Below are 18,538 nucleotides of genomic sequence, written 5' to 3'. Positions count from 1 at the left end.
GCACACGGCCGGGCCCGCACCGCCGGGTCATTCCGCCCAGGCGAGGAACGCCGTCCAGGCGTCCGGGGCGACGGCGAAGGCGGGGCCGTCGGCGACCTTGGAGTCGCGGACGTGGACGGTGTGGGGGCAGGCGGCGACCTCGACGCACTCACCGCCGCTGTCGCTGCTGTAGGAGGACGTGCGCCAGTCGAAGGCCACTTCGATGCACTCGCCGCCGCTGGCGTTGCTGTAGCTGGACTTGAACCAACGCAGGCTGTCGGTCATCTCTGCTCTCCTGCCAACTGCTGGATGAGGCCCAGCGATTCGCGGGGATCCAGGGCCTGTGCCCGGATCCTCGCATACCGCTGGGAGTACCTGCTCACCTTTCCCTGGTCCTTGATCAGCAGGCTCTCCTCCTGGGACTCCAGGTAGACCAGGTGGTCGTGTTCCGGGGTCGCCACCAACGTCATCTCGCCGTGGCCACCCGCGTACTCGCCGCTCAGCCCGCAGTCCCGCGGCAGCACCTGCAACGTCACGTTACGCCGCCGCGCGCACTCTGCGAGATGCCGCATCTGGCCACGCATCACCTCGTGGCTGCCGATGGTCCGGCGTAACACCGACTCCTCCAGCACCAGCTCGACCAGCGCCACCGGCTCCCGCACGAACAGCGCCCGCCGCGCCATCCGGGCCTCGACCAGCTCCTCCACCCGGTCCTCCGGCAGCGGCGGATAGCCTCCGCCGATCAGCGCCCGTGCGTACTCCTCCGTCTGGAACAGCCCGTGCACGACGAGCGTCGCGTACAGGTGCAGGCCCACCGCCTTCTGCTCCAGCAGGGCGTAGTTCTTGAACTGCGCCGGGTACGTGTCGAGCCGTACGTACTCCCGCGCCTGCTCGAAGATGCCCGTCCCGTCGCCGAGCACCTGCTCCAGCTTGACGAGCATCGCGTCGCTCGCGGGCTGGGCGCAGGTCTCCATCGCGCTCACCGCGGCGGCCGTGTAGCCCAGCTCCCTGCCGAGCTGCTCCTGCGTCCAGCCCTTCCGCGCCCGCATCCTGCGGGCGATGTCCGCGACCAGACGGGTCGTCGGACCCGCCGTTTCCTTGTTCTCCGCTCGCGCCATTGCGATCACCATTCGACTCAACCGGACTCAACCGGTCACGACTCATCCCCGCCGGACTCGACCCGGATCAAGGTGAGTTCGCGCAGGTCAAGCGGTGTGCGACCACCTCGCAAGGCCGTAGAAAACGCTATCCGAGCGGCGCCAGACTGGCCCCGTGAATGCGGAGAATCACGAACTCGACTTGGAGTGGATTCCGGTGTCCGGATTCCAGCTCCGCAAGGCCGGCGTGCACGTCGACGCGGTGCGCGTCGACGGTGCCGACGGGCAGCGGCTGGCCGATCTCATGGACCGGATGACGGGAGGCGACCCGGGCCCGATCGTCAGCGAGGCGAACGGCTGCCGGGGCGTGTTCTTCCTGCTGCCGCCGGGCAGTACGGCCCACCGGTCCTGGCCGCGCGGGGTCATCCGTCTCAACGCGGCTGCGGGCAGCGTGGGTTACGTGCCCGTCCCGGCGCTGCACGGGCCGACCTGGCCACTCGCGTGGTGGTCCCTGCCGCCCGCCGACCGCCGATTCGTGCACCCGATGCTGCTGCGTACGGCGGCGACTCAGCTGCTGGGCTGAGCGGGTACCGACCGGTCCCGGGCCCAGGAACGGCGGTGCCCTGCACCCCGTCCCACGGGGACGGTGACCGCCGCCCGGACGGTCTGCCGGGTCAGACAGGACCCCGACCGTGGCCGGGATGCGACGCAGCGTGCACCGTCCGCGCACGGAAACGGTGCAGGATGAGCCTGCCGGCCCGGAAGCAGACGATGATCGCGGCGATCTGCAGCAGGAAGACCGCGGCGCCCCACGAGCCGAGTGCCACGGCCTCCGTGAGCGACGAGGCCAGGGCCTTCCAGCCCCTGTTGGTCGCCTCTTCCACCGGGTCGAGCACGATCGTACGGCCCAGCAGCGTGCACAGGACCGCCAGCCCGCCCAGGACCACGATCGCCTGTCCCAGCAGTCCGAGCACGCTCCTGCCCGCCGCCCGTGGTCCGCGCACGTCGCCTCCTCCTGGCTACCCGCCCGGCCGGGAAGGTGTCGTCCCCGCCGGTCCCGGCGTGCCCGCCATGTGCAAGGACGCGCCACGAAGCGCGCGGGTTCCGGTCCCCGGGGTCATGTCCGGGGAACAGCCCCGCCACGGCTCGGACCGGCAGCCCTCCGCTCCGCCCGGGGCGGCGGGCGGTCACCGGGGCCGTCCGGCGGTGCGGGGCCCGGCAGTGGGAAAATCAAGGCATGGGCCAGGGCCTCGTCACGCTGTTCCTGAGCGGTGACGTCATGCCGGGCCGGGGCGTCGACCAGATCCTGCCGCACCCCGGCGACCCCGCCCTGCGGGAGGGGCACGTTCGCGACGCCCGCGACTACGTGGCCCTCGCCGAGTCTGTGAACGGTGCGATTCCGCAGCCCGTGGACTACTCCTGGCCCTGGGGGGACGCACTCGACGTCCTGGACGCGGTGGCCCCCGACGTACGCGTCGTCGACCTCGAGAGCAGCGTCACGACGAGCGACGACTTCGCCCCCGCCAAGGCCGTGACGTACCGGATGCACCCGGACAACGTGCCGTGCCTCACCGCGGCGCGACCTGATGTCTGCGCGCTGGCGAACAACCACGTGCTCGACTTCGGGCGCCGGGGCCTGGAACAGACCCTGGACGTGCTCCGCGACGCCGGTCTGGGCCCGGCCGGGGCCGGGCGGGACGCGGACGAGGCGCGTAGGCCGGTGGCGGTCGACACCGGGGGCGGTGGACGGGTCCACGTGCTCTCGTGCGGGATGGCGTCCGCCGGGATCCCGTCTCGGTGGGCGGCCGGAGAGCACCGGCCCGGCGTCGACTTCGTGCCCGACCTCTCGAAGCGGAGCGCGGACGCACTGGCACGGAGGCTCCGTGCGGTGAAGCGGGACGGCGACCTCGGCGTCGTGTCGATCCACTGGGGGTCGAACTGGGGGTACGGGGTCTCGCAGAGCCAGACCGCCTTCGCGCACCGGCTCGTCGACGGCGGGGTGGACGTGGTGCACGGCCACTCCTCCCACCACCCGCGGCCCATCCAGGTCTACCGGGGAAAGCTCGTCCTGTACGGGTGCGGGGACCTCATCGACGACTACGAGGGCATCGCCGGCTACGAGCGCTACCGCGACGACCTGCGGCTGCTGTACTTCCCGTCACTGGACGCGGAGACCGGGGAGCTGGCCGCACTCCGGATCGTCCCCATGCAAGCCCGCCGGATGAGGCTCCAGCACGCTTCCGCAGCGGACGGCGGGTGGCTGTGTGAGGTCCTCAGCCGAGCCGGGCGCCCCTTCGGGACGGTGGTGGAGCCGGAGTGGGGAGGGGACGGGGGGTTGACGCTGAGGTGGCACCGCCGGTGAGCGGTCCTCCGGCAGGGCCGCGGGGGACGGCCGTGCGTCCCGGTGCGGTGGCGTTGGGCGGGAGCGAGGGCCACTGTGCCCGCTCGGACGAGTTGCTCGGAGCCCGGGCGCTGCCCCGGGGTGTCCGTCCGCCGGGGTATCGCCAGGGCTCCGGCGGGATCCCCGCGGGCTCGGAGCGGGGGTGGCGCCCCGTTGGGTGCCGGCCGGGTGGGTGCCGTCCGGGCCCGCATTCGTTCCCCCGCCGTCAGGAACCCGAGGCCGTCGTCGCCGCGACCACCCCTGCGGCCACCGCCGCCTGCATCGTGCGGATCGCCTCCCGGACGACCGCGCCCGCCCACTGCCCTTCGGCGATCTCGGCCATGCGCGGTTCGACCTTCTTGCGGGGCGTGCCGGGGAACGCGAGCGGGTGCAGCCGCGCGGCGTGCAGCAGGGCGATCAGACCGCAGGTACGCGGATCCGGAGTGCCGCCGCCCAGTACCGCTCCGGAGAGACGGCCCCGCACTTCGCGTGCGACCGTGCCGTCGGCCCCCGAGTAGCGGCGCACGGGGAAGAGGCCCAGTGCGCGGAGCTTTTCCTCGACGACGACGCCTCGGCCGCACAGGCTGTGCACCGCCGCCCGCACGGCCGCGGGATGGTCCTTCGCCAGCCACTTCCCGGCCTTTCCCCAGCCCCTTCGCTCGGTCCAGGAAGCGATCTCCGCCAGCCGTCCGTCCAGCAGCGCGATCCCCGTGGGTGCGGCGTCGATGACGACGACGCGTCCGTCGGTGACGCTGACGCGTTCGGCCATGGCCAGTTCCAGCAGGGTGCCGCCGGCCACGGCCCAGCCCGCGGCGGAACGGTTCTTCATGGTGCCGGACTCCTCGTCCAGCGACAGCAGTGCGACTTCTTCACCGAGGGTGACGTGCACGCCAGTTCCTCCCGTCGGGGCCGGTCCGTCACCGAGGACGACGCGGAGACCCCCCGGGGAGGTTCCTGCGAGTGTCCCGCGTCCGGCCTCAGCCCACCTTGGTGTACGTGAGCGGTGCCCCGCCCGAGCCCACGAGCTCGCGGACGATCGTGCGGTCGTCCGGCATGTCCAGCCGGCTCCACTGGCCCGGCGAGCAACTCCGGCGATCTCCGAACGTGACCTGCGTGGGCCCGAGTTCGAGGGGCGGGCCGGATGCCTGGAGGGTGGCGGACCAGCGGCACTCGTAGGCGGCGCCCTGCCCCGTGAGCGTCATGACCGTGGTGCCGGACGAGCCCTGGGCGATGGTCATGACGCGGGTGTTGGTGCTGCCGTCCGAGGTGGTGAACGAGGCACGCCAGGTGCCGACGTACTCCTCGGGCACTGCCCCGGTGCCGGAGGCCGGCGAGGGGGAGGTGCCCGACCCTCCCCCCTCCGTCCGTGGGGTCGGGGACTCCGGGGCGTCCGGTGCCGCGGAGCCCGTCGAGCCGGACGCCGTCGGGGCCTTCGCGTGACCGGAGTTGTTCATCAGCGCGTAGACCGAGGTGCCCGCCGCGACCGCGACGACCACGGCGACGGCGACGAGGGCCACCGTCCCGCGGATTCCGCGGGCCGGCGGCTCCGGGGCCGGCGGCCCGTAAGGGGTCGTGTAACCGGCCTGGTGGCCGGCCGGCGACCAGGGCGGCGGGGGCGTCACGGCATGACCGTGGGGGTGGACGGAGCCGTACGACGGGGCCGTCGTGTGGGGCGGCAACGGGCCGTGGGGAGGCATGGGGGAGCCGGCCCTCGTGGGGAGGGCGTGGACGCCCGGTGTACCGGGCGCGCCCGGCGCCCCCCGCCCGCCGCCTGCGGCACCCGCGGCCGGCGCACTCGGCGCGCCGCGCGCGGCCATCGGATCGGGGAGGTTCTCCGGGTGCTCGACTTCCAGCAACCTCACTGCGTGGCTGCCCAGTTGGGCGATGAGCGGTCCCGGCAGCCAAGGAACCGTCGAGCCCTCGGCCGCACCGGCGCGGGCCAGCACCTGTCCGAGGCCCGGCCGTTCGTCGGGATCCTTGTGCAGGCAGTCCTGGACCAACTCCCGCAGCCCGTCGGGCACGTCGGAGAGGTCCGGTGCCTCCTCCGCGATCCGGAACATCAGCGCGTGCACGCCGCTGTCCGCCGAGCCGAACGGCAGTCGGCCGGTGGCCGCGTACGCGAGGACCGAGCCCAGGCAGAAGACGTCGCACGCCGGGGTGATCCGCTCGCCGCGCACCTGTTCGGGTGCCATGAATCCGGGCGAGCCCACCAGCGCGCCGGTGCGGGTCAGTCCGCCGTCCGTGACGGTCTCCAAGGCACGGGCGATGCCGAAGTCGATGACGCGCGGTCCGTCGATGGTGACCAGGACGTTCGAGGGCTTGAGGTCCCGGTGGACGATGCCCGCGCTGTGGATGTCGCGCAGGGCGCGGGCGAGACCGGCCGCGAGGGCACGCACCGAACGCTCGGGCAGCGGTCCGTGGCCGGGACCGGGGCCGCCCGACACCACCGCGTGCAGCGAAGGGCCGGCGATGTAGCCGGTCGCGACCCACGGGACCGCGGCTTCGGTGTCCGCGTCCAGCACCGGTGCGGTCCACGTGCCGCCCACGCGACGGGCCGCGGCCACCTCCTGCCGGAAACGGCTGCGGAACTCCTCCTGCTCCGCGAGCTCGCGGCGGACGAGTTTGACCGCCACCGTACGGCCGCGGTCGGAGCGGGCGAGGTACACCCGGCCCATGCCGCCCGCCCCCAGGCGGGCGAGCAGGCGGTACGCACCGATGCGGTGCGGGTCTCCGGATGCCAGCTGCTCCATGGCCGAGCGGCCCTCCCCCGATGTAGCTGTGCGCGTGCACGCGTGCTCGATCGCACGAGAATAGTGGGCCGGGCGCAGGTAGCCACAGGCGGGAAGGAGGTCGGGATGCGACCTCGCTGCCACTGGGCGCCCGTCCGCCGTCACCGCCGGGTGATCCGTCGCCACCGCCGGGTGATGAGACAGCCGTGAGCGCCCAGCCGGTTCCCCGAGCCGCGCCGTCGTAGCGCCGGGATCACCCGGAACGGCCCGGGCGCGCGGACCGCTCCGGATCGGCGGCGCCCGCGGGGGCAGGGGGCGGACCATCGGGCTCCGGGGTGGCGATCGCGTCCATCGCCTCGGTGAGCTGCTGCAGCACCCGCACGGTCTCGGCGAACCCCTGGGTGCCGAGCCGGTCCGCGAGCCGCGCGGCGAGGTCCGCGTGCCCGGGGCCGATCCTCTCGACCGCGGCCCGGCCCTCGTCGGTGGGGCGGAGCAGCTTGGCGCGCCGGTGGGCCGGGTTGGGCGCGTACTCGGCGAGGCCCTTGCCGACCAGGAGATCGGCGATCCGCTGCACGCTCTGCCGGGTGATGCCCATGGTGCGAGCGATACCGGCCACGGGCAGGGGGTCGCGCAGCACCGCACCGAGGACCTGCCACCACGCGGCGGTCAGCCCGGCCGGGCGGGCCAGCTCCTCGGCGACCCCGAGGAACTGGCCGTTGAGCCGGAAGACGCCGAGTGCTGCGGCGCTGAGCATGTCCTGGAGTGCGCGGCTCGGCTGCTCGGCCGTGCTCATGCGTTGAGCTCTTCGAACGCGGCCGGGTCCGAGTCGTGGAACAGCCGGTACCAGGCGTCGAGCTTGCCGCCTTCGAAGGCTCCGAGCCTGCCGAGCACCTCGCGGGCGAACGCGACGGGCTCGGTCGGACCCGCCGTGATCAGGTCCCCGTCGGTGACGGCGTCGGCCTCGACGTAGCCGTCGCCGCCCCGATAGCCGGTGGCCGCGAGGTAGTACGACACGGCACTGGTGTGCTTCCGCCCGTCGAGGAGGCCCTCGCGGGCGAGGCCCGCGGTGGCTCCGCAGATCGCGGCGACGGGCACGCCCGCGGCGAGGAACTCCCTGGCCTTGGCGGCGAACGGCGCGAGTTCGTCGCCGGCGTCCCAGAGGTCGGCGCCGGTGAGGATGAGCATCGCGCTGTCCCGCGGGTCGAGGTCGTCGAGCGCCAGGTCGGGCTGGATGCGCAGGCCGCCGATGGTGGTGACGGTTCGTCCTGCGGTGGGTCCCACGGTGCGGACGGGGTGGCCGGTCCGCGCGAGCCAGGCGGTCGCGTAACCGGTCTCCCAGTCGGCGAACGTGTCGTAGACGGCGAGATGGACGGTACTCGTGGTGTCGACGATCATGGCGGCCCCCTTCGGCCTCAGGGATCGGCGTGGGGCGGTGTACCCCAGCTATGACAGAAAGCTGTCATGTCGACAGTGTGCTGTCAATATCCTCCGTCCCCGCGTTCCGGCCGGCCGACCACCCGGCCGACCATCCGGCCGACCACCCGGCCGTCCGCCACGCCCGGCCGCCCGCGCGGGCCCGGTCCTGCCCCTCACACGCAGTGCGACCCTCGTCCGCACGAGCAGCACGACACCTTGCCCACGAAAGAGGCCGAGGTCATACAAGGTGGCCATGTCGACCCGTGCCGGAGCTTTTCTAACCTTGCCCGCATGACCCCTCACGTCGAGCCCGGCCCCCAGGCGGGCAACAAGAACAACGGCGCCCCGAGCCCCCTCGGAAGGGCGGTCGCGGACGACGGGCGGGCCGTCAAGGCCGCCGACCGGGCGCACGTCTTCCACTCGTGGTCCGCCCAGGCGCTGATCGACCCGCTCGCCGTGGCCGGCGCCGAGGGGTCGTACTTCTGGGACTACGACGGCAACCGCTACCTCGACTTCACCAGCGGCCTCGTCTACACCAACATCGGCTACCAGCACCCGACGGTCGTCGCAGCGATCCAGGAGCAGGCGGGGCGGCTCGCCACCTTCGCCCCCGCCTTCGCCGTCGACGTGCGCTCGGAGGCCGCGCGCCTCATAGCCGAGCGCACCCCCGGCGACCTGGACAAGATCTTCTTCACCAACGGCGGCGCCGAGGCCGTCGAGAACGCCGTGCGCATGGCCCGTCTGCACACGGGCCGCACGAAGGTGCTCTCCGCCTACCGCTCGTACCACGGCGCCACTTCCACGGCGATCAACCTGACCGGTGACCCGCGCCGCTGGGCCTCCGACACCGCCTCCGCCGGCGTGGTCCACTTCTGGGCGCCGTTCCTCTACCGCTCGCCCTTCTACGCCACCACCGAGGCGGAGGAGTGCGCGCGGGCGCTGCAGCACCTGGAGGACACCATCGCGTTCGAGGGGCCGCAGACGGTCGCGGCGATCATCCTCGAAACCATCCCCGGCACCGCCGGCATCATGGCCCCGCCGCCCGGCTACCTGGCGGGCGTCCGCGAGATGTGCGACCGCTACGGCATCGTCTTCGTCCTCGACGAGGTCATGGCCGGCTTCGGCCGCACGGGCAGGTGGTTCGCCGCGGAGCACTTCGACGTCGTGCCCGACCTGCTGACCTTCGCGAAGGGCGTGAACTCGGGGTACGTACCGCTCGGCGGCGTCGCGATCTCGGCCGAGATCGCAGCGACCTTCGACAGGCGCCCCTACCCCGGCGGCCTCACCTACTCCGGCCACCCGCTGGCCTGCGCCGCGGCCGTCGCCACCATCCAGGTGATGGAGGAGGAGCACGTCGTCGAGCAGGCGGCCCGCCTCGGCGAGACCGTCCTCGGGCCGGGGCTGCGCGAGTTGGCCCAGCGCCACCCGTCGGTCGGCGATGTGCGCGGCGTGGGCGCGTTCTGGGCGCTCGACCTCGTGCGCGACCGCGAGACCCGTGAGCCGCTGGTGCCGTACAACGCCTCGGGGGAGGCGAACGCCCCGATGGCGGCCTTCGGCGCGGCCTGCAAGAAGAACGGCCTGTGGCCCTTCATCAACATGAACCGCACCCACGCCGTCCCGCCCTGCAACATCACCGAGGCGGAGGCCAAGGAGGGCCTCGCGGCCCTGGACACGGCGCTGAGCGTCGCCGACGAGCACACCACGGCCGCGCGCTGACCTCACGGCCGCGCGCTGACTCACCACGCCCGATGCCGGGTGCCCTTGATGAGCGACGGCGTCCCCGGCCCCGGAGCCAGACCGGGGACCGGGGGCGTTCGCCGACCGGGAGGACCGCCGCGGCACCCTGTGGCGGGACTCGAACCCCGGCCCCGACCTCGTTCCCGATCCCGGCGCCGTCGGCCGCGGCGGGCGTCGGCCTCCGCCGTCGCGTCCGCCACAGCCGGACGGACACTCCGGCGCGACGACGTCCCGCAGGAGTGTCCGGTCGCCGCCGTTCCGACACGAACCGTCGCCTCTGCACCCGGCCGTCCGACCGGCCTGGCCATCCGCCCGCCGTCCGGCCGCCGGCAGGCACGGACCGCGGCGACCGCACGGGAGTCGGCGATCCCTGGCTTAAGGTGTGCGGAACCGGACGGAGGGGACCGAGACCATGCCCGCGAGCGCAGCTGTCACCCGCAACACCCTGCGGCAGCAGATCGCCGATGCGCTCCGTGACGAGGTGCTCGCCGGGCGTCTCCAGCCCGGACGGGAATTCACCGTCAAGCAGATCGCCGAGCAGTACGGCGTGTCCGCCACCCCCGTGCGCGAGGCGCTCGTGGACCTCACCGGCCAGGGACTGCTCGACTCCGTCCAGCACCGCGGCTTCCAGGTGCACCGCTTCTCCGTCGGCGACTTCCGGGACATGATCGAGGCCCGTTCGCTCGTCGTCGACGGCATCTTCCGCAAGGAGGGCGCTCCGCGCGCCCGCCCCGCCCGCGGAGCGGCCCTCGTCTCCGTACGGCGCCGTGCCGAAGAGGCCGCCCGCGCTGCCCGCGGCGGTGACCTGGACGTCCTGATCGGCTACGACCTGCGGTTCTGGCGAGAGCTCGGCGCGCTCGTCACCAACCGCTACGTCGCGGAGTTCATGGACAGGTTGCGCGTCCAGGCCTGGGTGTTCGCCGTCCGCCACCTGCGCGACGATCCCGAGCGGCGCGAGTGGCTGTGGAGTAGCCACGAAGAACTCGTCGACGCGATCGCCGCGGCCGACGCCGAGGCGGTCCGCGCCGTGATCACGACCCACAACGAGCTCGCCGTGCAATGGGCCGACCACCTGGAGCGGCACGCGTCGTGACCTCCCCGAATCCCACGAGCGCCGCCGCCGGTACCTCGGACCCGGCCGTGGACCTCACCGTCGTCGTCCCGGCCTACAACGAGGAGGACCGGCTCCGCCCCACCCTGGACGCGATACGCGAGCACCTGAACGCCGATCCGGACCGCTGGGGATCCTGGGAGCTCATCGTCGTCGACGACGGCTCGACCGACGGCACGGCACGCATCGCCCGCGAGGTGGCCGCCGAGGAGCCGCGCATCCACGTCATCGACAGCGCCGGCCCCAACAAGGGCAAGGGGCACGCCCTGCGCACCGGCGTCCTCGCGTCGTACGGCCGCCGCGTCCTCCTCACGGACGCCGATCTCGCCACCCCCATTGAGGAACTGGACCGGCTCGACGAACAACTCGGTGCGGGTGCGGGTGCGGGTGCGGGTGCGGCGATCGGCTCGCGCGCCCACCCGGACTCCCGGATCGACGTGCACCAGCGGCCGCTGCGCGAGTGGTTGGGCCGCCTGGGCAACCGACTGATACGCGCGGTCGCCGTGCCCGGCATCCGCGACACCCAGTGCGGATTCAAGCTCTTCGACGGCGACAAGGCACGGGCCGCCTTCGCGGACGCCCGTCTGCGGGGGTGGGGGATCGACGTCGAGATCCTCAGCTTCTTCCGCCGCGCGGGCTGGCCGATCACCGAGGTCCCGGTGCGCTGGTCGCACCGCGCCGGTTCCAAGGTGCGGGCCGTGGACTACGCGAAGGTGCTGCTGGAACTCCTGCGCCTCAAGGCGCGCGGTGTGCGGCGTGCGGACCTGGCCGTGACGGGACTCTTCCTGCTCGCCTCCGTGCTGCTCTACAAGAACCTCTGGTGGGACCTCGACCACGGCTACCTGGCCGACTCGATGCAGGACCAGAACCAGTGGGAATGGTTCTTCGCGGTGACCGCGGACAACATCTCCCACCTGCGCAATCCGCTCTTCACGACCCTGCAGGGCCACCCCGACGGGGTGAACCTGATGGCGAACACCGTGATGCTGGGACTGTCCGCCCCGCTCACCCCCGTCACCCTGCTCCTCGGCCCCACCGTCACCTGGGCCCTCGTGCTCACCCTCGGTCTGACGGCGACCGCGTGCGCCTGGTACTGGCTGATCGTGCGGTGGCTCGTGCACGACCGCCGGGCGGCCGCGGTCGGAGCGGCGCTGTGTGCGTACGCGCCGCCGATGATCTCCCACGGCACCGCCCACCCGAACTTCCTCGTCCTGTGCATGATTCCGGTGATCGTCGACCGGGCGCTGCGGTTGTGCGAGGGACGCCGCGTGGTGCGGGACGGAGTGCTGCTCGGACTGTTCGCGACGTACCAGATCTTCCTCGGCGAGGAGCCGCTGCTGCTCGCAGCCGTCGGCATGCTGCTCTTCGCGCTGTCCTACGCGCTCGCGCGGCCCGAGGCAGCACGGGCGGCCTGGCGACCGCTGCTGCGGGGCATCGGCATCGCGGCGGCCGTAGCGCTGCCGCTCGTCGCCTTCCCGCTGTGGTGGCAGTTCTCCGGGCCGCAGAGCTACACGAGCGTGCTGCACGGGGACAACGCCGGCAACAGCCCGCGCGCCTTCCTGGAGTTCTCCGGGCGGTCGCTGCTCGGGCAGGACTTCCGGGCCGATGCGCTCGCGATGAACCGCACCGAACAGAACGCCTTCTACGGCTGGCCGCTGATCGGGCTCGCGGCGATCATCGTCGTCCGCCTCTCACGCCTGGCCGTGGTCCGGGCCCTGGCGGCCACGGCCTTCGCGGCCGGTCTGCTGTCCCTCGGGCCGCGCATGCGCATCCCGTTCACCGACGTGGTGCTGACCGGCCCGTGGAAGTGGCTCGCCGACAAGCCGCTGTTCGAGTCGGTGATCGAGTCGCGCATGGCGATGATCTGCGCCCCCGCCCTGGGGATGCTGGTGGCCCTGGCCGTGGACCGCCTCAACCGGGCCGCGGTCCGCGAGTACCGGGCCGTCGGCCTGGCCGCGGTGGTCGTGGCCCTGCTCCCGATCACGCCCACGCCGTACCCCGTGCGGGAACGCCCGGACGTCCCCGCTTTCATCGCGGACGGCACCTACCGCGACCACCTGCGCCCCGGGGAGAGCCTGGTGCCGGTACCGCTGCCCGACCCGGGCGATGCGGAAGCCCTGCACTGGCAGTCGGCGACCGGACTGGGATTCCCGGTGCCCGGCGGGTACTTCAACGGCCCGTGGGGACCGGAGCGGACCGGCATCTACGGCGCCGCCCCCCGCCACACCTCCAGCCTCCTGCGTGACGTCCGCTACGGCAAACCCCTGCCCCCCATCGGCCCCAACTGGCGGGCCCAGGCCCGCAGGGACCTCGCGTACTGGCGGGCGGGAGTGGTCGTCCTGGCGCCACAGGACAATGAGGAGGCGCTGTACGCCGCCGTCGTCAAACTGCTCGGCCGCCCGGGTGAGCGGATCGGTGGCGTGTGGGTATGGGACCTGCACGGCACCGGCGACGGCTGACTGTGCGCGATGTGTTCGTAGCACTACGCTGTCCCGACCCTCGTACAACCGCTGACGAACCCGTCCGCCCAACCGCTGATGAACCTGATGGAGAGCGAGCCCGCCTTGGCCTGTGACCTGTGGTTGGTCCCCCTCGTCGACGTGCTGTGCCACAGCCCCGACAACCCCTTCGCCGAGGAGATCGCCTCGTACGACAAGGCGCTCACCGAAGCCGGGTTGCCCACCGTTCCCGTCTTCGCCTACATGCCGGGCCTCTCGGGCGACGTCGCCCCGGTCGCCGGGTTCGACTACGACGCCCTGCACTTCCTGCGGCGGGCGTACCTCCTCCAACTGTGCGGGCTGGCCGTGACGCCGGTCGACGAACTGGGCGGTGACTACGAGCAGCTCCTGGAGATGTTCGAGTCCAACGCCCAGCGGTCCCACCTCGTCTGGCACTACGACCACGCGGGCGCGTATGTGCCCGTCGACTTCTCCGCCCCGCTGTCCAACGAGGAACTCCTCGCTGCGGGTGGACCCTTGGGGTCCTCCCAGGGACTCCTGCGCGAACTCGAGCTCGTCGCCCCGGCCATCGGCATCGACCCCGCGAACCCCCCGTCGGCTCCGGCCCCTCCGGCCCGGCCCACCTCGCTGGAGGAGCCGGCTGGACCGATCCCGCACGACGACAGCCCCTTCGCCCGCGAACGCCACGTCTGGCTCGGCCTCCACGCTGCTGCGACGCGCAGCCTCGGCCAGGGCTCGATGATCATCTTCAGCTGACCCGCGGACTGGTTGACCCGCGGACTGGTTGACCCGCGGACTGGTTGACCCGCGGACTGGTTGACCCGCGGACTGGTTGACTCGCGGACCGGTGTGCGCGCCGCACGCAGAAGAGGCGGCCCGTCCGGTACGACGGGCCGCCTCTCCTCTTCGGGTCGCCCCGGCGGTTTCACCCGACGGCGGTGTGGCCCGTCCACGTCGTCCCGACGCTGCTGCTGATGACGTTGCAGATGACGGTGGTGTTCAGCGTCGTGCTGCGGCTCCCCGGATAGGCGGTCGCGTTGCCGTTGGCCCGTACGGCCCAGACGTCCGGGACGCCGTCCCCGCTGACGTCGGGGCTGCCGATGACGATCGGGATGTCCGCGGTGTGCCACCCGGACGTCCCGTGGCCCGCCCCCGTGTAGCCGTTGAGGGCCCACAGCACGCTGCCGGACGTCGCGAGCAGGTCGGGCCTCCCGTCACCCGTGGCGTCGCCTGCGCTCGTCACGTGGGAGTGCAGCAGGGAAACGGGCCGGGCGCCGGTCGGCGGAAGGGGCCCGGGGGACGTCCGCCGTGTCGTCAGGACACGTCGGTGGCATAGGAGTTCAGGAGGCCGAAGTTCTGCGCGTACGCGTCGTGCGGTGCCGTGCCCTCCAGGCGCAGCAGTGCCTCGTCGTTGTCGTGCAACGAGGAGTCGTCCAGGTTGTGGGATCCGGTGAAGGTCCACTTGGTGTCGGGGTGGCCGGCGTAGTTCCCCTCGACCAGGAGGTACTTCGAGTGGACGAGGTAGCCGTCGCCGGTGTTGAGCTTCCTCAGCGAGATGTTGGTGTGGCCCTTGAGGATCTCCTCGTCGTTGCTGTTGGCGTACACGATCTGGATCGAGCAGCCCTTGCCGGCCAGGGAGACGAGGGCGTCGGCCACCGCGTCGCGATGCAGGGCGAAGGCTGCGACCCGCACGATGGATTGGTGCGTGGACGTGCCCACGGTGGTGTTGCCCGTGCAGGAGACGTTGTTGAGGACGTCGACGATGACGTCCCCGGTCTTCTGCGGGAAGAAGTAGTACTTCTCGGTCCCCACTTTGCCGCTGGTGAAGTAGTCGTCGGTGCGCTTCTCCGCGGCCAGGTCGTTGAAGTAGCCGACGTAGGCCGTGTACAGGTCGGTGTTGCCGACCACGGTGTACGCGTTGTTCCAGTACTTGGCGACGTTCACGGCCGTCTGGTTGGCCGAGGTCTGGATGACCACGTCCTCGGCCACGCCCGCGTCGCCGATGCGGGAGAAGGTGAAGAACTTGTTGTGGTTGATCGGATTGCTGTCGCCGGTCGCGATGCAGGCCCCGGTGGCGCCGCACACGTGGACCCATGAAGAGGCGGACGTGTCGGTGCCCAGTTCGGCCCGCAGGCTCTGCACGGCGGCGGAGGTGCTGTACTTGACGTCCAGGACCAGCCGTATGTTGACACCGCGCTGGTGCGCCTGGATCAGGGCGTCCGCGTAGTCCTGGTCCGTGAGGGCGTACAGGGACGCCCGGATCAGCCGCCCGCTCTGGGTGTTGGCGATCGCCGTGATGATGTGGTTCTTGACGGCGTTCTGCTCGGCCGTCGTTCCCTTGGGGTCGTTGAAGACGGCTCCCGTGGTGATGGGCGCGCCGACCGCCGACGAGACGCCGGCGCTCGGGAGAACCAGGGAGGCGGCCAACAGGGCGGTCGTGAAGAGGCGTTTGGGCACGTGCGGGCTCCAGGCGATCGGTGTCGAAGGAAAACACCGGATCAGACCACACTTCTCCACGATCTCGCCATGCTCGTGCCCCACCTGGTTTCCGCCGCGCTCGTGGGCCGCGACGGGGTGTTGCGTCCGGCCAGAGCCGTCTCGCCGACGGGGCCGGTGGCGGCCGTTCCTTCTGGCCGGCCACGCCCGCTCCGCCACGCCCGCTCCGCCACGCCCGCTCCGCCACGCCCGCTCCGCCCCGCCCGCTTCGCGGCGCCCGCTCCGCCCCGCCGCGGCCGTTACCGCGGCTCCGGCGGCCGCTGGCGCGGCATGTTCGGGCGGGTCGGCGGGGGCATCGGGAAGCGGCCGAGCGGGGTGCCCTGCTCCTGGCGCGGAGCCGGCGTCGTCGCCGACTGCAGCATCAGGGGCGCCGGGCCCGAGCGGAACTCGATCATCCAGTCGGTGGTTTCGGCGCGCACCAGGTCCGCGACGTCCTCGGAGAACCGTCGCAGCACCCCCAGGCAGCGCTCCGCCGCCTCGCTCGCCGTGCCCTCCGTCGGCCCGAGGACTTCGCGGACGCTCTCCGACGCCCACTCGAACTGCAGGGTCTGCAGCCGGCGCTGCACCGCCTGGGCGGTCGCCACGTCCCTTATCCAGCCCGACGTCAGCCCGAAGTACCGGTCGCACGCCAGGCACGCCGCGCCCAGCACCAGCGAGAGGTACCCCCAGCCCGCTGCGCCCCCGAGCACCCCCGTCAGGTCCAGCAGCGGCAGGGCCGCGCCCGCGATCGCGCCCAGTGCCGTGCCCGACCGCAGCAGGCGGGCGCCGCGGCGCTTGCGGACGCGGTCGGTCAGGTACCACTCCGCCGTGCGCAACGCGTTCGACTCCACCCAGCGGTACAGCTCGTCGAGGCGCTCCGCCGGCTCGCCCCAGTCGCCGAGCGGGAAGGGTCGTCCGGTCAGGTCGCGGCGCGGGGAGCTCCCGCTCTCCCGGACCCCGTCCTCCTCCCGGGCGGACCCCCCGGGCTGCATCTCCGGCTGACCCACCGGGGCACTCCTCTGCGCTCTGCGTGACGACGTACCTCACCGTGCTAACCCTGCGTGACATACGGTGCGCCCGCGGGTACCGGTGCGCATGGTAGTCCTACCGCCGAACGGTGGACGGCGGGGGCCGGATCCCGGGAAATCCGCCCGCACGAGGGCTGGGCCGGGCCGGTGGAGGACGGCCGTTCTCACTCGAAAGAGTTGCTGGCCACTGCGTGGGGCGGGCCGCCCTGCGACCACGTAGGCTCGGTTTACCGAACAACCGTCGTCGAAATGCCAGGAGTGACCGTGATTCCCGGTGGTGGCCAGCCCAATATGCAGCAGCTGCTCCAGCAGGCCCAGAAGATGCAACAGGACCTCGCCCGCGCCCAGGAGGAACTGGCCGCGACCGAGGTCGACGGGCACGCGGGCGGCGGCCTCGTGAAGGCGACCGTCACGGGCTCCGGCGAGCTCCGCGGCCTCGTCATCGACCCCAAGGCCGTCGACCCGGAGGACACCGAGACCCTCGCGGACCTCGTCGTCGCCGCCGTCCAGGCCGCCAACGAGAACGCGCAGAAGCTGCAGCAGGAGAAGCTCGGGCCGCTGGCCCAGGGCCTGGGCGGCGGCAGCGGGATCCCCGGCCTGCCGTTCTAGCCCGTCCGGCCCTTCTAAAGGCGCACGCTGACCAACTACCGTAACCACAGAAGCAATCCCAGAGAGGCGATCCGTTGTACGAAGGCGTGGTTCAGGACCTCATCGACGAACTGGGCAGGCTGCCCGGCGTCGGTCCCAAGAGCGCGCAGCGGATCGCCTTCCACATCCTCCAGGCCGAGCCGACCGACGTCCGCCGCCTCGCCCACGCCCTGCTCGAGGTGAAGGACAAGGTCCGCTTCTGCGCGGTGTGCGGCAACGTCGCACAGCAGGAGCAGTGCGCCATCTGCCGGGACGCCCGTCGCGACCCGGCCGTCATCTGCGTGGTCGAGGAGCCCAAGGACGTGGTGGCGATCGAGCGGACCCGCGAGTTCCGCGGTCGCTACCACGTGCTGGGCGGCGCGATCAGCCCGATCGAAGGTGTCGGCCCCGACGACCTGCGGATCCGCGAGCTGCTCGCACGGCTCGCGGACGGCACGGTCACCGAGCTGATCCTGGCGACCGACCCCAATCTCGAGGGCGAGGCCACCGCCACCTACCTGGCGCGCATGATCAAACCCATGGGATTGAAGGTCACGCGCCTCGCCAGCGGGCTGCCCGTTGGCGGCGATCTGGAATACGCCGACGAGGTCACGCTCGGGCGTGCCTTCGAGGGGAGGAGACTTCTCGATGTCTGACGCAACGCTGCACTCCGTCACACAGGACCCCGACGACTTCGCGGTCCAGATCGCCGACTCGATCGAGAGCTTCATCGTCGCCACCACGGAAGTGGCGAAGGGCGACGAGCCCGACAGCGCGGTGCCGTTCCTGCTCCTGGAGGTCTCCCAGCTGCTGCTCGCGGGCGGACGGCTCGGCGCGCACGAGGACATCGTTCCCGAAGAGCAGTACGAGACGGACACCGGCCCCGAAGCGGACGTCGACGAGCTCCGCGAGCGGTTCGCGATGCTGCTGGACCCGATCGACGTCTTCTCCGAGGTCTTCGACCCGTACGAGCCCCGCCGGGCGCCGGTCCCGTGCCGGATCTCCGACAACCTCGCGGACGTCATCACCGATCTGCGCCACGGCCTCGCGCACTACCGCGCGGGCCGCACCACCGAGGCGCTGTGGTGGTGGCAGTTCTCGTACTTCTCCAACTGGGGACCGACGGCCTCGGCGACGCTGCGCGCCCTCCAGTCGCTGGTCGCCCACGTCCGGCTCGACCAGCCGCTGCAGGAGCTGGACGGGCTGGACACGGACGAGGACCTGGCCGAGGACGACCTCGCGGAAGAGGCGGGGCGGGTGATGGCGGAGGAGATCGCAGGGCCGCTCGGACTGCGTACGGCGCACTGACGGCCCTTCGGCGACACGCCCTTTCGCAGAACAGGCCCTGAAGCCCTAAGCCCTGAGGCCTTGTTCAGGTCCTGAACTGGTCCTTCTCGGCTCCCGACGTCTCGGAGCGCGGGGCCGGGCCTGACCGTTCGATGGGCTGCGGTGGCCGGTCCCCGTAGAGCCGTCTGCACCGCGCCAGCACGCCGATGACGG

General features: G+C 72.2%; 19 protein-coding genes. 9 read left to right on the top strand and 10 right to left on the bottom strand.

Annotated features, from left to right (window positions below):
* Positions 1 to 27: 27 nt before the first annotated feature.
* The gene (locus ACFXOM_RS30185; protein WP_385040423.1) at positions 28 to 264 is read right to left on the bottom strand and encodes a DUF397 domain-containing protein; all 237 of its coding nucleotides are present in this window, start codon (positions 262 to 264) and stop codon (positions 28 to 30) included.
* Positions 261 to 1,097 carry a Scr1 family TA system antitoxin-like transcriptional regulator gene (locus ACFXOM_RS30180; RefSeq protein ID WP_385040420.1) on the bottom strand — a complete coding sequence of 279 codons (837 nt, stop codon included), beginning with the start codon at positions 1,095 to 1,097 and terminating at the stop codon, positions 261 to 263. The genes ACFXOM_RS30185 and ACFXOM_RS30180 overlap by 4 nt, the downstream gene beginning before the upstream one ends.
* 154 nt (positions 1,098 to 1,251) lie before the next feature.
* On the opposite strand from ACFXOM_RS30180, the gene ACFXOM_RS30175 reads away from it, so the two are divergent.
* Positions 1,252 to 1,659: a hypothetical protein gene (locus tag ACFXOM_RS30175; RefSeq protein ID WP_385040417.1), complete on the top strand. Its 408-nt coding sequence runs from the start codon at positions 1,252 to 1,254 to the stop codon at positions 1,657 to 1,659.
* Between the two features lie 91 nt (positions 1,660 to 1,750).
* Here the strand turns inward: ACFXOM_RS30175 and ACFXOM_RS30170 are convergent, their stop codons facing one another.
* Positions 1,751 to 2,080, bottom strand: a complete 330-nt coding sequence (locus tag ACFXOM_RS30170; protein WP_384939671.1) for a hypothetical protein — start codon at positions 2,078 to 2,080, stop codon at positions 1,751 to 1,753.
* A 233-nt stretch (positions 2,081 to 2,313) separates the two neighbouring features.
* On the opposite strand from ACFXOM_RS30170, the gene ACFXOM_RS30165 reads away from it, so the two are divergent.
* Complete coding sequence (locus ACFXOM_RS30165) at positions 2,314 to 3,438, top strand: CapA family protein (protein ID WP_384939673.1); 1,125 nt, start codon at positions 2,314 to 2,316, stop codon at positions 3,436 to 3,438.
* 244 nt (positions 3,439 to 3,682) lie between these two features.
* Here the strand turns inward: ACFXOM_RS30165 and ACFXOM_RS30160 are convergent, their stop codons facing one another.
* The 4 genes from ACFXOM_RS30160 to ACFXOM_RS30145 all read right to left on the bottom strand — a co-directional run bounded on the left by ACFXOM_RS30160 (position 3,683) and on the right by ACFXOM_RS30145 (position 7,580).
* Positions 3,683 to 4,345: a GPP34 family phosphoprotein gene (locus ACFXOM_RS30160; RefSeq protein WP_384939675.1), complete on the bottom strand. Its 663-nt coding sequence runs from the start codon at positions 4,343 to 4,345 to the stop codon at positions 3,683 to 3,685.
* Positions 4,346 to 4,433: 88 nt separating this feature from the next.
* On the bottom strand, positions 4,434 to 6,206 hold the full coding sequence (locus ACFXOM_RS30155) for a serine/threonine-protein kinase (RefSeq protein ID WP_384946284.1): 1,773 nt from the start codon (positions 6,204 to 6,206) through the stop codon (positions 4,434 to 4,436).
* A 232-nt stretch (positions 6,207 to 6,438) separates the two neighbouring features.
* Positions 6,439 to 6,978, bottom strand: a complete 540-nt coding sequence (locus ACFXOM_RS30150; protein WP_385040414.1) for a MarR family winged helix-turn-helix transcriptional regulator — start codon at positions 6,976 to 6,978, stop codon at positions 6,439 to 6,441.
* Positions 6,975 to 7,580, bottom strand: a complete 606-nt coding sequence (locus ACFXOM_RS30145; protein WP_385040411.1) for a DJ-1/PfpI family protein — start codon at positions 7,578 to 7,580, stop codon at positions 6,975 to 6,977. Before ACFXOM_RS30145 ends, ACFXOM_RS30150 begins: the two co-directional genes overlap by 4 nt.
* Positions 7,581 to 7,892: 312 nt before the next feature.
* On the opposite strand from ACFXOM_RS30145, the gene ACFXOM_RS30140 reads away from it, so the two are divergent.
* From ACFXOM_RS30140 to ACFXOM_RS30125, 4 genes are all read left to right on the top strand, one after another.
* The gene (locus tag ACFXOM_RS30140) at positions 7,893 to 9,317 is read left to right on the top strand and encodes an aspartate aminotransferase family protein (RefSeq protein WP_384939683.1); all 1,425 of its coding nucleotides are present in this window, start codon (positions 7,893 to 7,895) and stop codon (positions 9,315 to 9,317) included.
* 433 nt (positions 9,318 to 9,750) lie between these two features.
* Positions 9,751 to 10,431, top strand: coding sequence for a GntR family transcriptional regulator (locus ACFXOM_RS30135; protein WP_384939685.1), 681 nt, complete (start codon positions 9,751 to 9,753; stop codon positions 10,429 to 10,431).
* On the top strand, positions 10,398 to 12,908 hold the full coding sequence (locus ACFXOM_RS30130) for a dolichyl-phosphate beta-glucosyltransferase (RefSeq protein ID WP_385040408.1): 2,511 nt from the start codon (positions 10,398 to 10,400) through the stop codon (positions 12,906 to 12,908). Before ACFXOM_RS30135 ends, ACFXOM_RS30130 begins: the two co-directional genes overlap by 34 nt.
* Before the next feature lie 105 nt (positions 12,909 to 13,013).
* Positions 13,014 to 13,664, top strand: a complete 651-nt coding sequence (locus ACFXOM_RS30125) for a hypothetical protein (protein ID WP_384939833.1) — start codon at positions 13,014 to 13,016, stop codon at positions 13,662 to 13,664.
* A 169-nt stretch (positions 13,665 to 13,833) separates the two neighbouring features.
* Here ACFXOM_RS30125 and ACFXOM_RS30120 read toward each other — a convergent pair whose 3' ends face one another.
* The 3 genes from ACFXOM_RS30120 to ACFXOM_RS30110 form a co-directional block, all read right to left on the bottom strand.
* The gene (locus tag ACFXOM_RS30120) at positions 13,834 to 14,151 is read right to left on the bottom strand and encodes a hypothetical protein (RefSeq protein ID WP_385040405.1); all 318 of its coding nucleotides are present in this window, start codon (positions 14,149 to 14,151) and stop codon (positions 13,834 to 13,836) included.
* Between the two features lie 71 nt (positions 14,152 to 14,222).
* On the bottom strand, positions 14,223 to 15,365 hold the full coding sequence (locus ACFXOM_RS30115; protein ID WP_385040403.1) for a phospholipase D-like domain-containing protein: 1,143 nt from the start codon (positions 15,363 to 15,365) through the stop codon (positions 14,223 to 14,225).
* Between the two features lie 278 nt (positions 15,366 to 15,643).
* Entirely contained in the window at positions 15,644 to 16,390 is a 747-nt protein-coding gene (locus tag ACFXOM_RS30110; RefSeq protein ID WP_384939693.1) for an SLATT domain-containing protein, read from the bottom strand.
* 285 nt (positions 16,391 to 16,675) lie between these two features.
* Between ACFXOM_RS30110 and ACFXOM_RS30105 the strand changes: the two genes are divergently transcribed.
* From ACFXOM_RS30105 to ACFXOM_RS30095, 3 genes are all read left to right on the top strand, one after another.
* Positions 16,676 to 17,020 (top strand): YbaB/EbfC family nucleoid-associated protein, encoded by a 345-nt coding sequence (locus ACFXOM_RS30105; protein ID WP_384939834.1) that lies wholly within the window; start codon positions 16,676 to 16,678, stop codon positions 17,018 to 17,020.
* 74 nt (positions 17,021 to 17,094) lie between these two features.
* A complete protein-coding gene (recR, locus tag ACFXOM_RS30100; RefSeq protein ID WP_266381078.1) occupies positions 17,095 to 17,694 on the top strand; it encodes a recombination mediator RecR in 600 nt (199 codons plus the stop codon).
* The gene (locus ACFXOM_RS30095; RefSeq protein ID WP_384939695.1) at positions 17,687 to 18,346 is read left to right on the top strand and encodes a DUF5063 domain-containing protein; all 660 of its coding nucleotides are present in this window, start codon (positions 17,687 to 17,689) and stop codon (positions 18,344 to 18,346) included. Before recR ends, ACFXOM_RS30095 begins: the two co-directional genes overlap by 8 nt.
* Positions 18,347 to 18,538: the final 192 nt, after the last annotated feature.

Source organism: Streptomyces sp. NPDC059169 (genome assembly GCF_042755225.1).
Taxonomy (GTDB): domain Bacteria; phylum Actinomycetota; class Actinomycetes; order Streptomycetales; family Streptomycetaceae; genus Streptomyces.
Note: the sequence above shows the minus strand (reverse complement) of the source record. Positions and strands in the feature narration are given on the sequence as shown.

Excerpts from the sequence above, each read along its gene's own strand:
- ACFXOM_RS30155 (WP_384946284.1), bottom strand. The coding sequence starts at position 6,206 with ATGGAGCAGCTGGCATCCGGAGACCCGCACCGCATCGGTGCGTACCGC.
- ACFXOM_RS30150 (WP_385040414.1), bottom strand. The coding sequence starts at position 6,978 with ATGAGCACGGCCGAGCAGCCGAGCCGCGCACTCCAGGACATGCTCAGC.
- ACFXOM_RS30145 (WP_385040411.1), bottom strand. The coding sequence starts at position 7,580 with ATGATCGTCGACACCACGAGTACCGTCCATCTCGCCGTCTACGACACG.
- ACFXOM_RS30135 (WP_384939685.1), top strand. The coding sequence starts at position 9,751 with ATGCCCGCGAGCGCAGCTGTCACCCGCAACACCCTGCGGCAGCAGATC.
- ACFXOM_RS30130 (WP_385040408.1), top strand. The coding sequence starts at position 10,398 with ATGGGCCGACCACCTGGAGCGGCACGCGTCGTGACCTCCCCGAATCCC.
- ACFXOM_RS30140 (WP_384939683.1), top strand. The coding sequence starts at position 7,893 with ATGACCCCTCACGTCGAGCCCGGCCCCCAGGCGGGCAACAAGAACAAC.
- ACFXOM_RS30180 (WP_385040420.1), bottom strand. The coding sequence starts at position 1,097 with ATGGCGCGAGCGGAGAACAAGGAAACGGCGGGTCCGACGACCCGTCTG.
- ACFXOM_RS30165 (WP_384939673.1), top strand. The coding sequence starts at position 2,314 with ATGGGCCAGGGCCTCGTCACGCTGTTCCTGAGCGGTGACGTCATGCCG.
- ACFXOM_RS30095 (WP_384939695.1), top strand. The coding sequence starts at position 17,687 with ATGTCTGACGCAACGCTGCACTCCGTCACACAGGACCCCGACGACTTC.
- ACFXOM_RS30185 (WP_385040423.1), bottom strand. The coding sequence starts at position 264 with ATGACCGACAGCCTGCGTTGGTTCAAGTCCAGCTACAGCAACGCCAGC.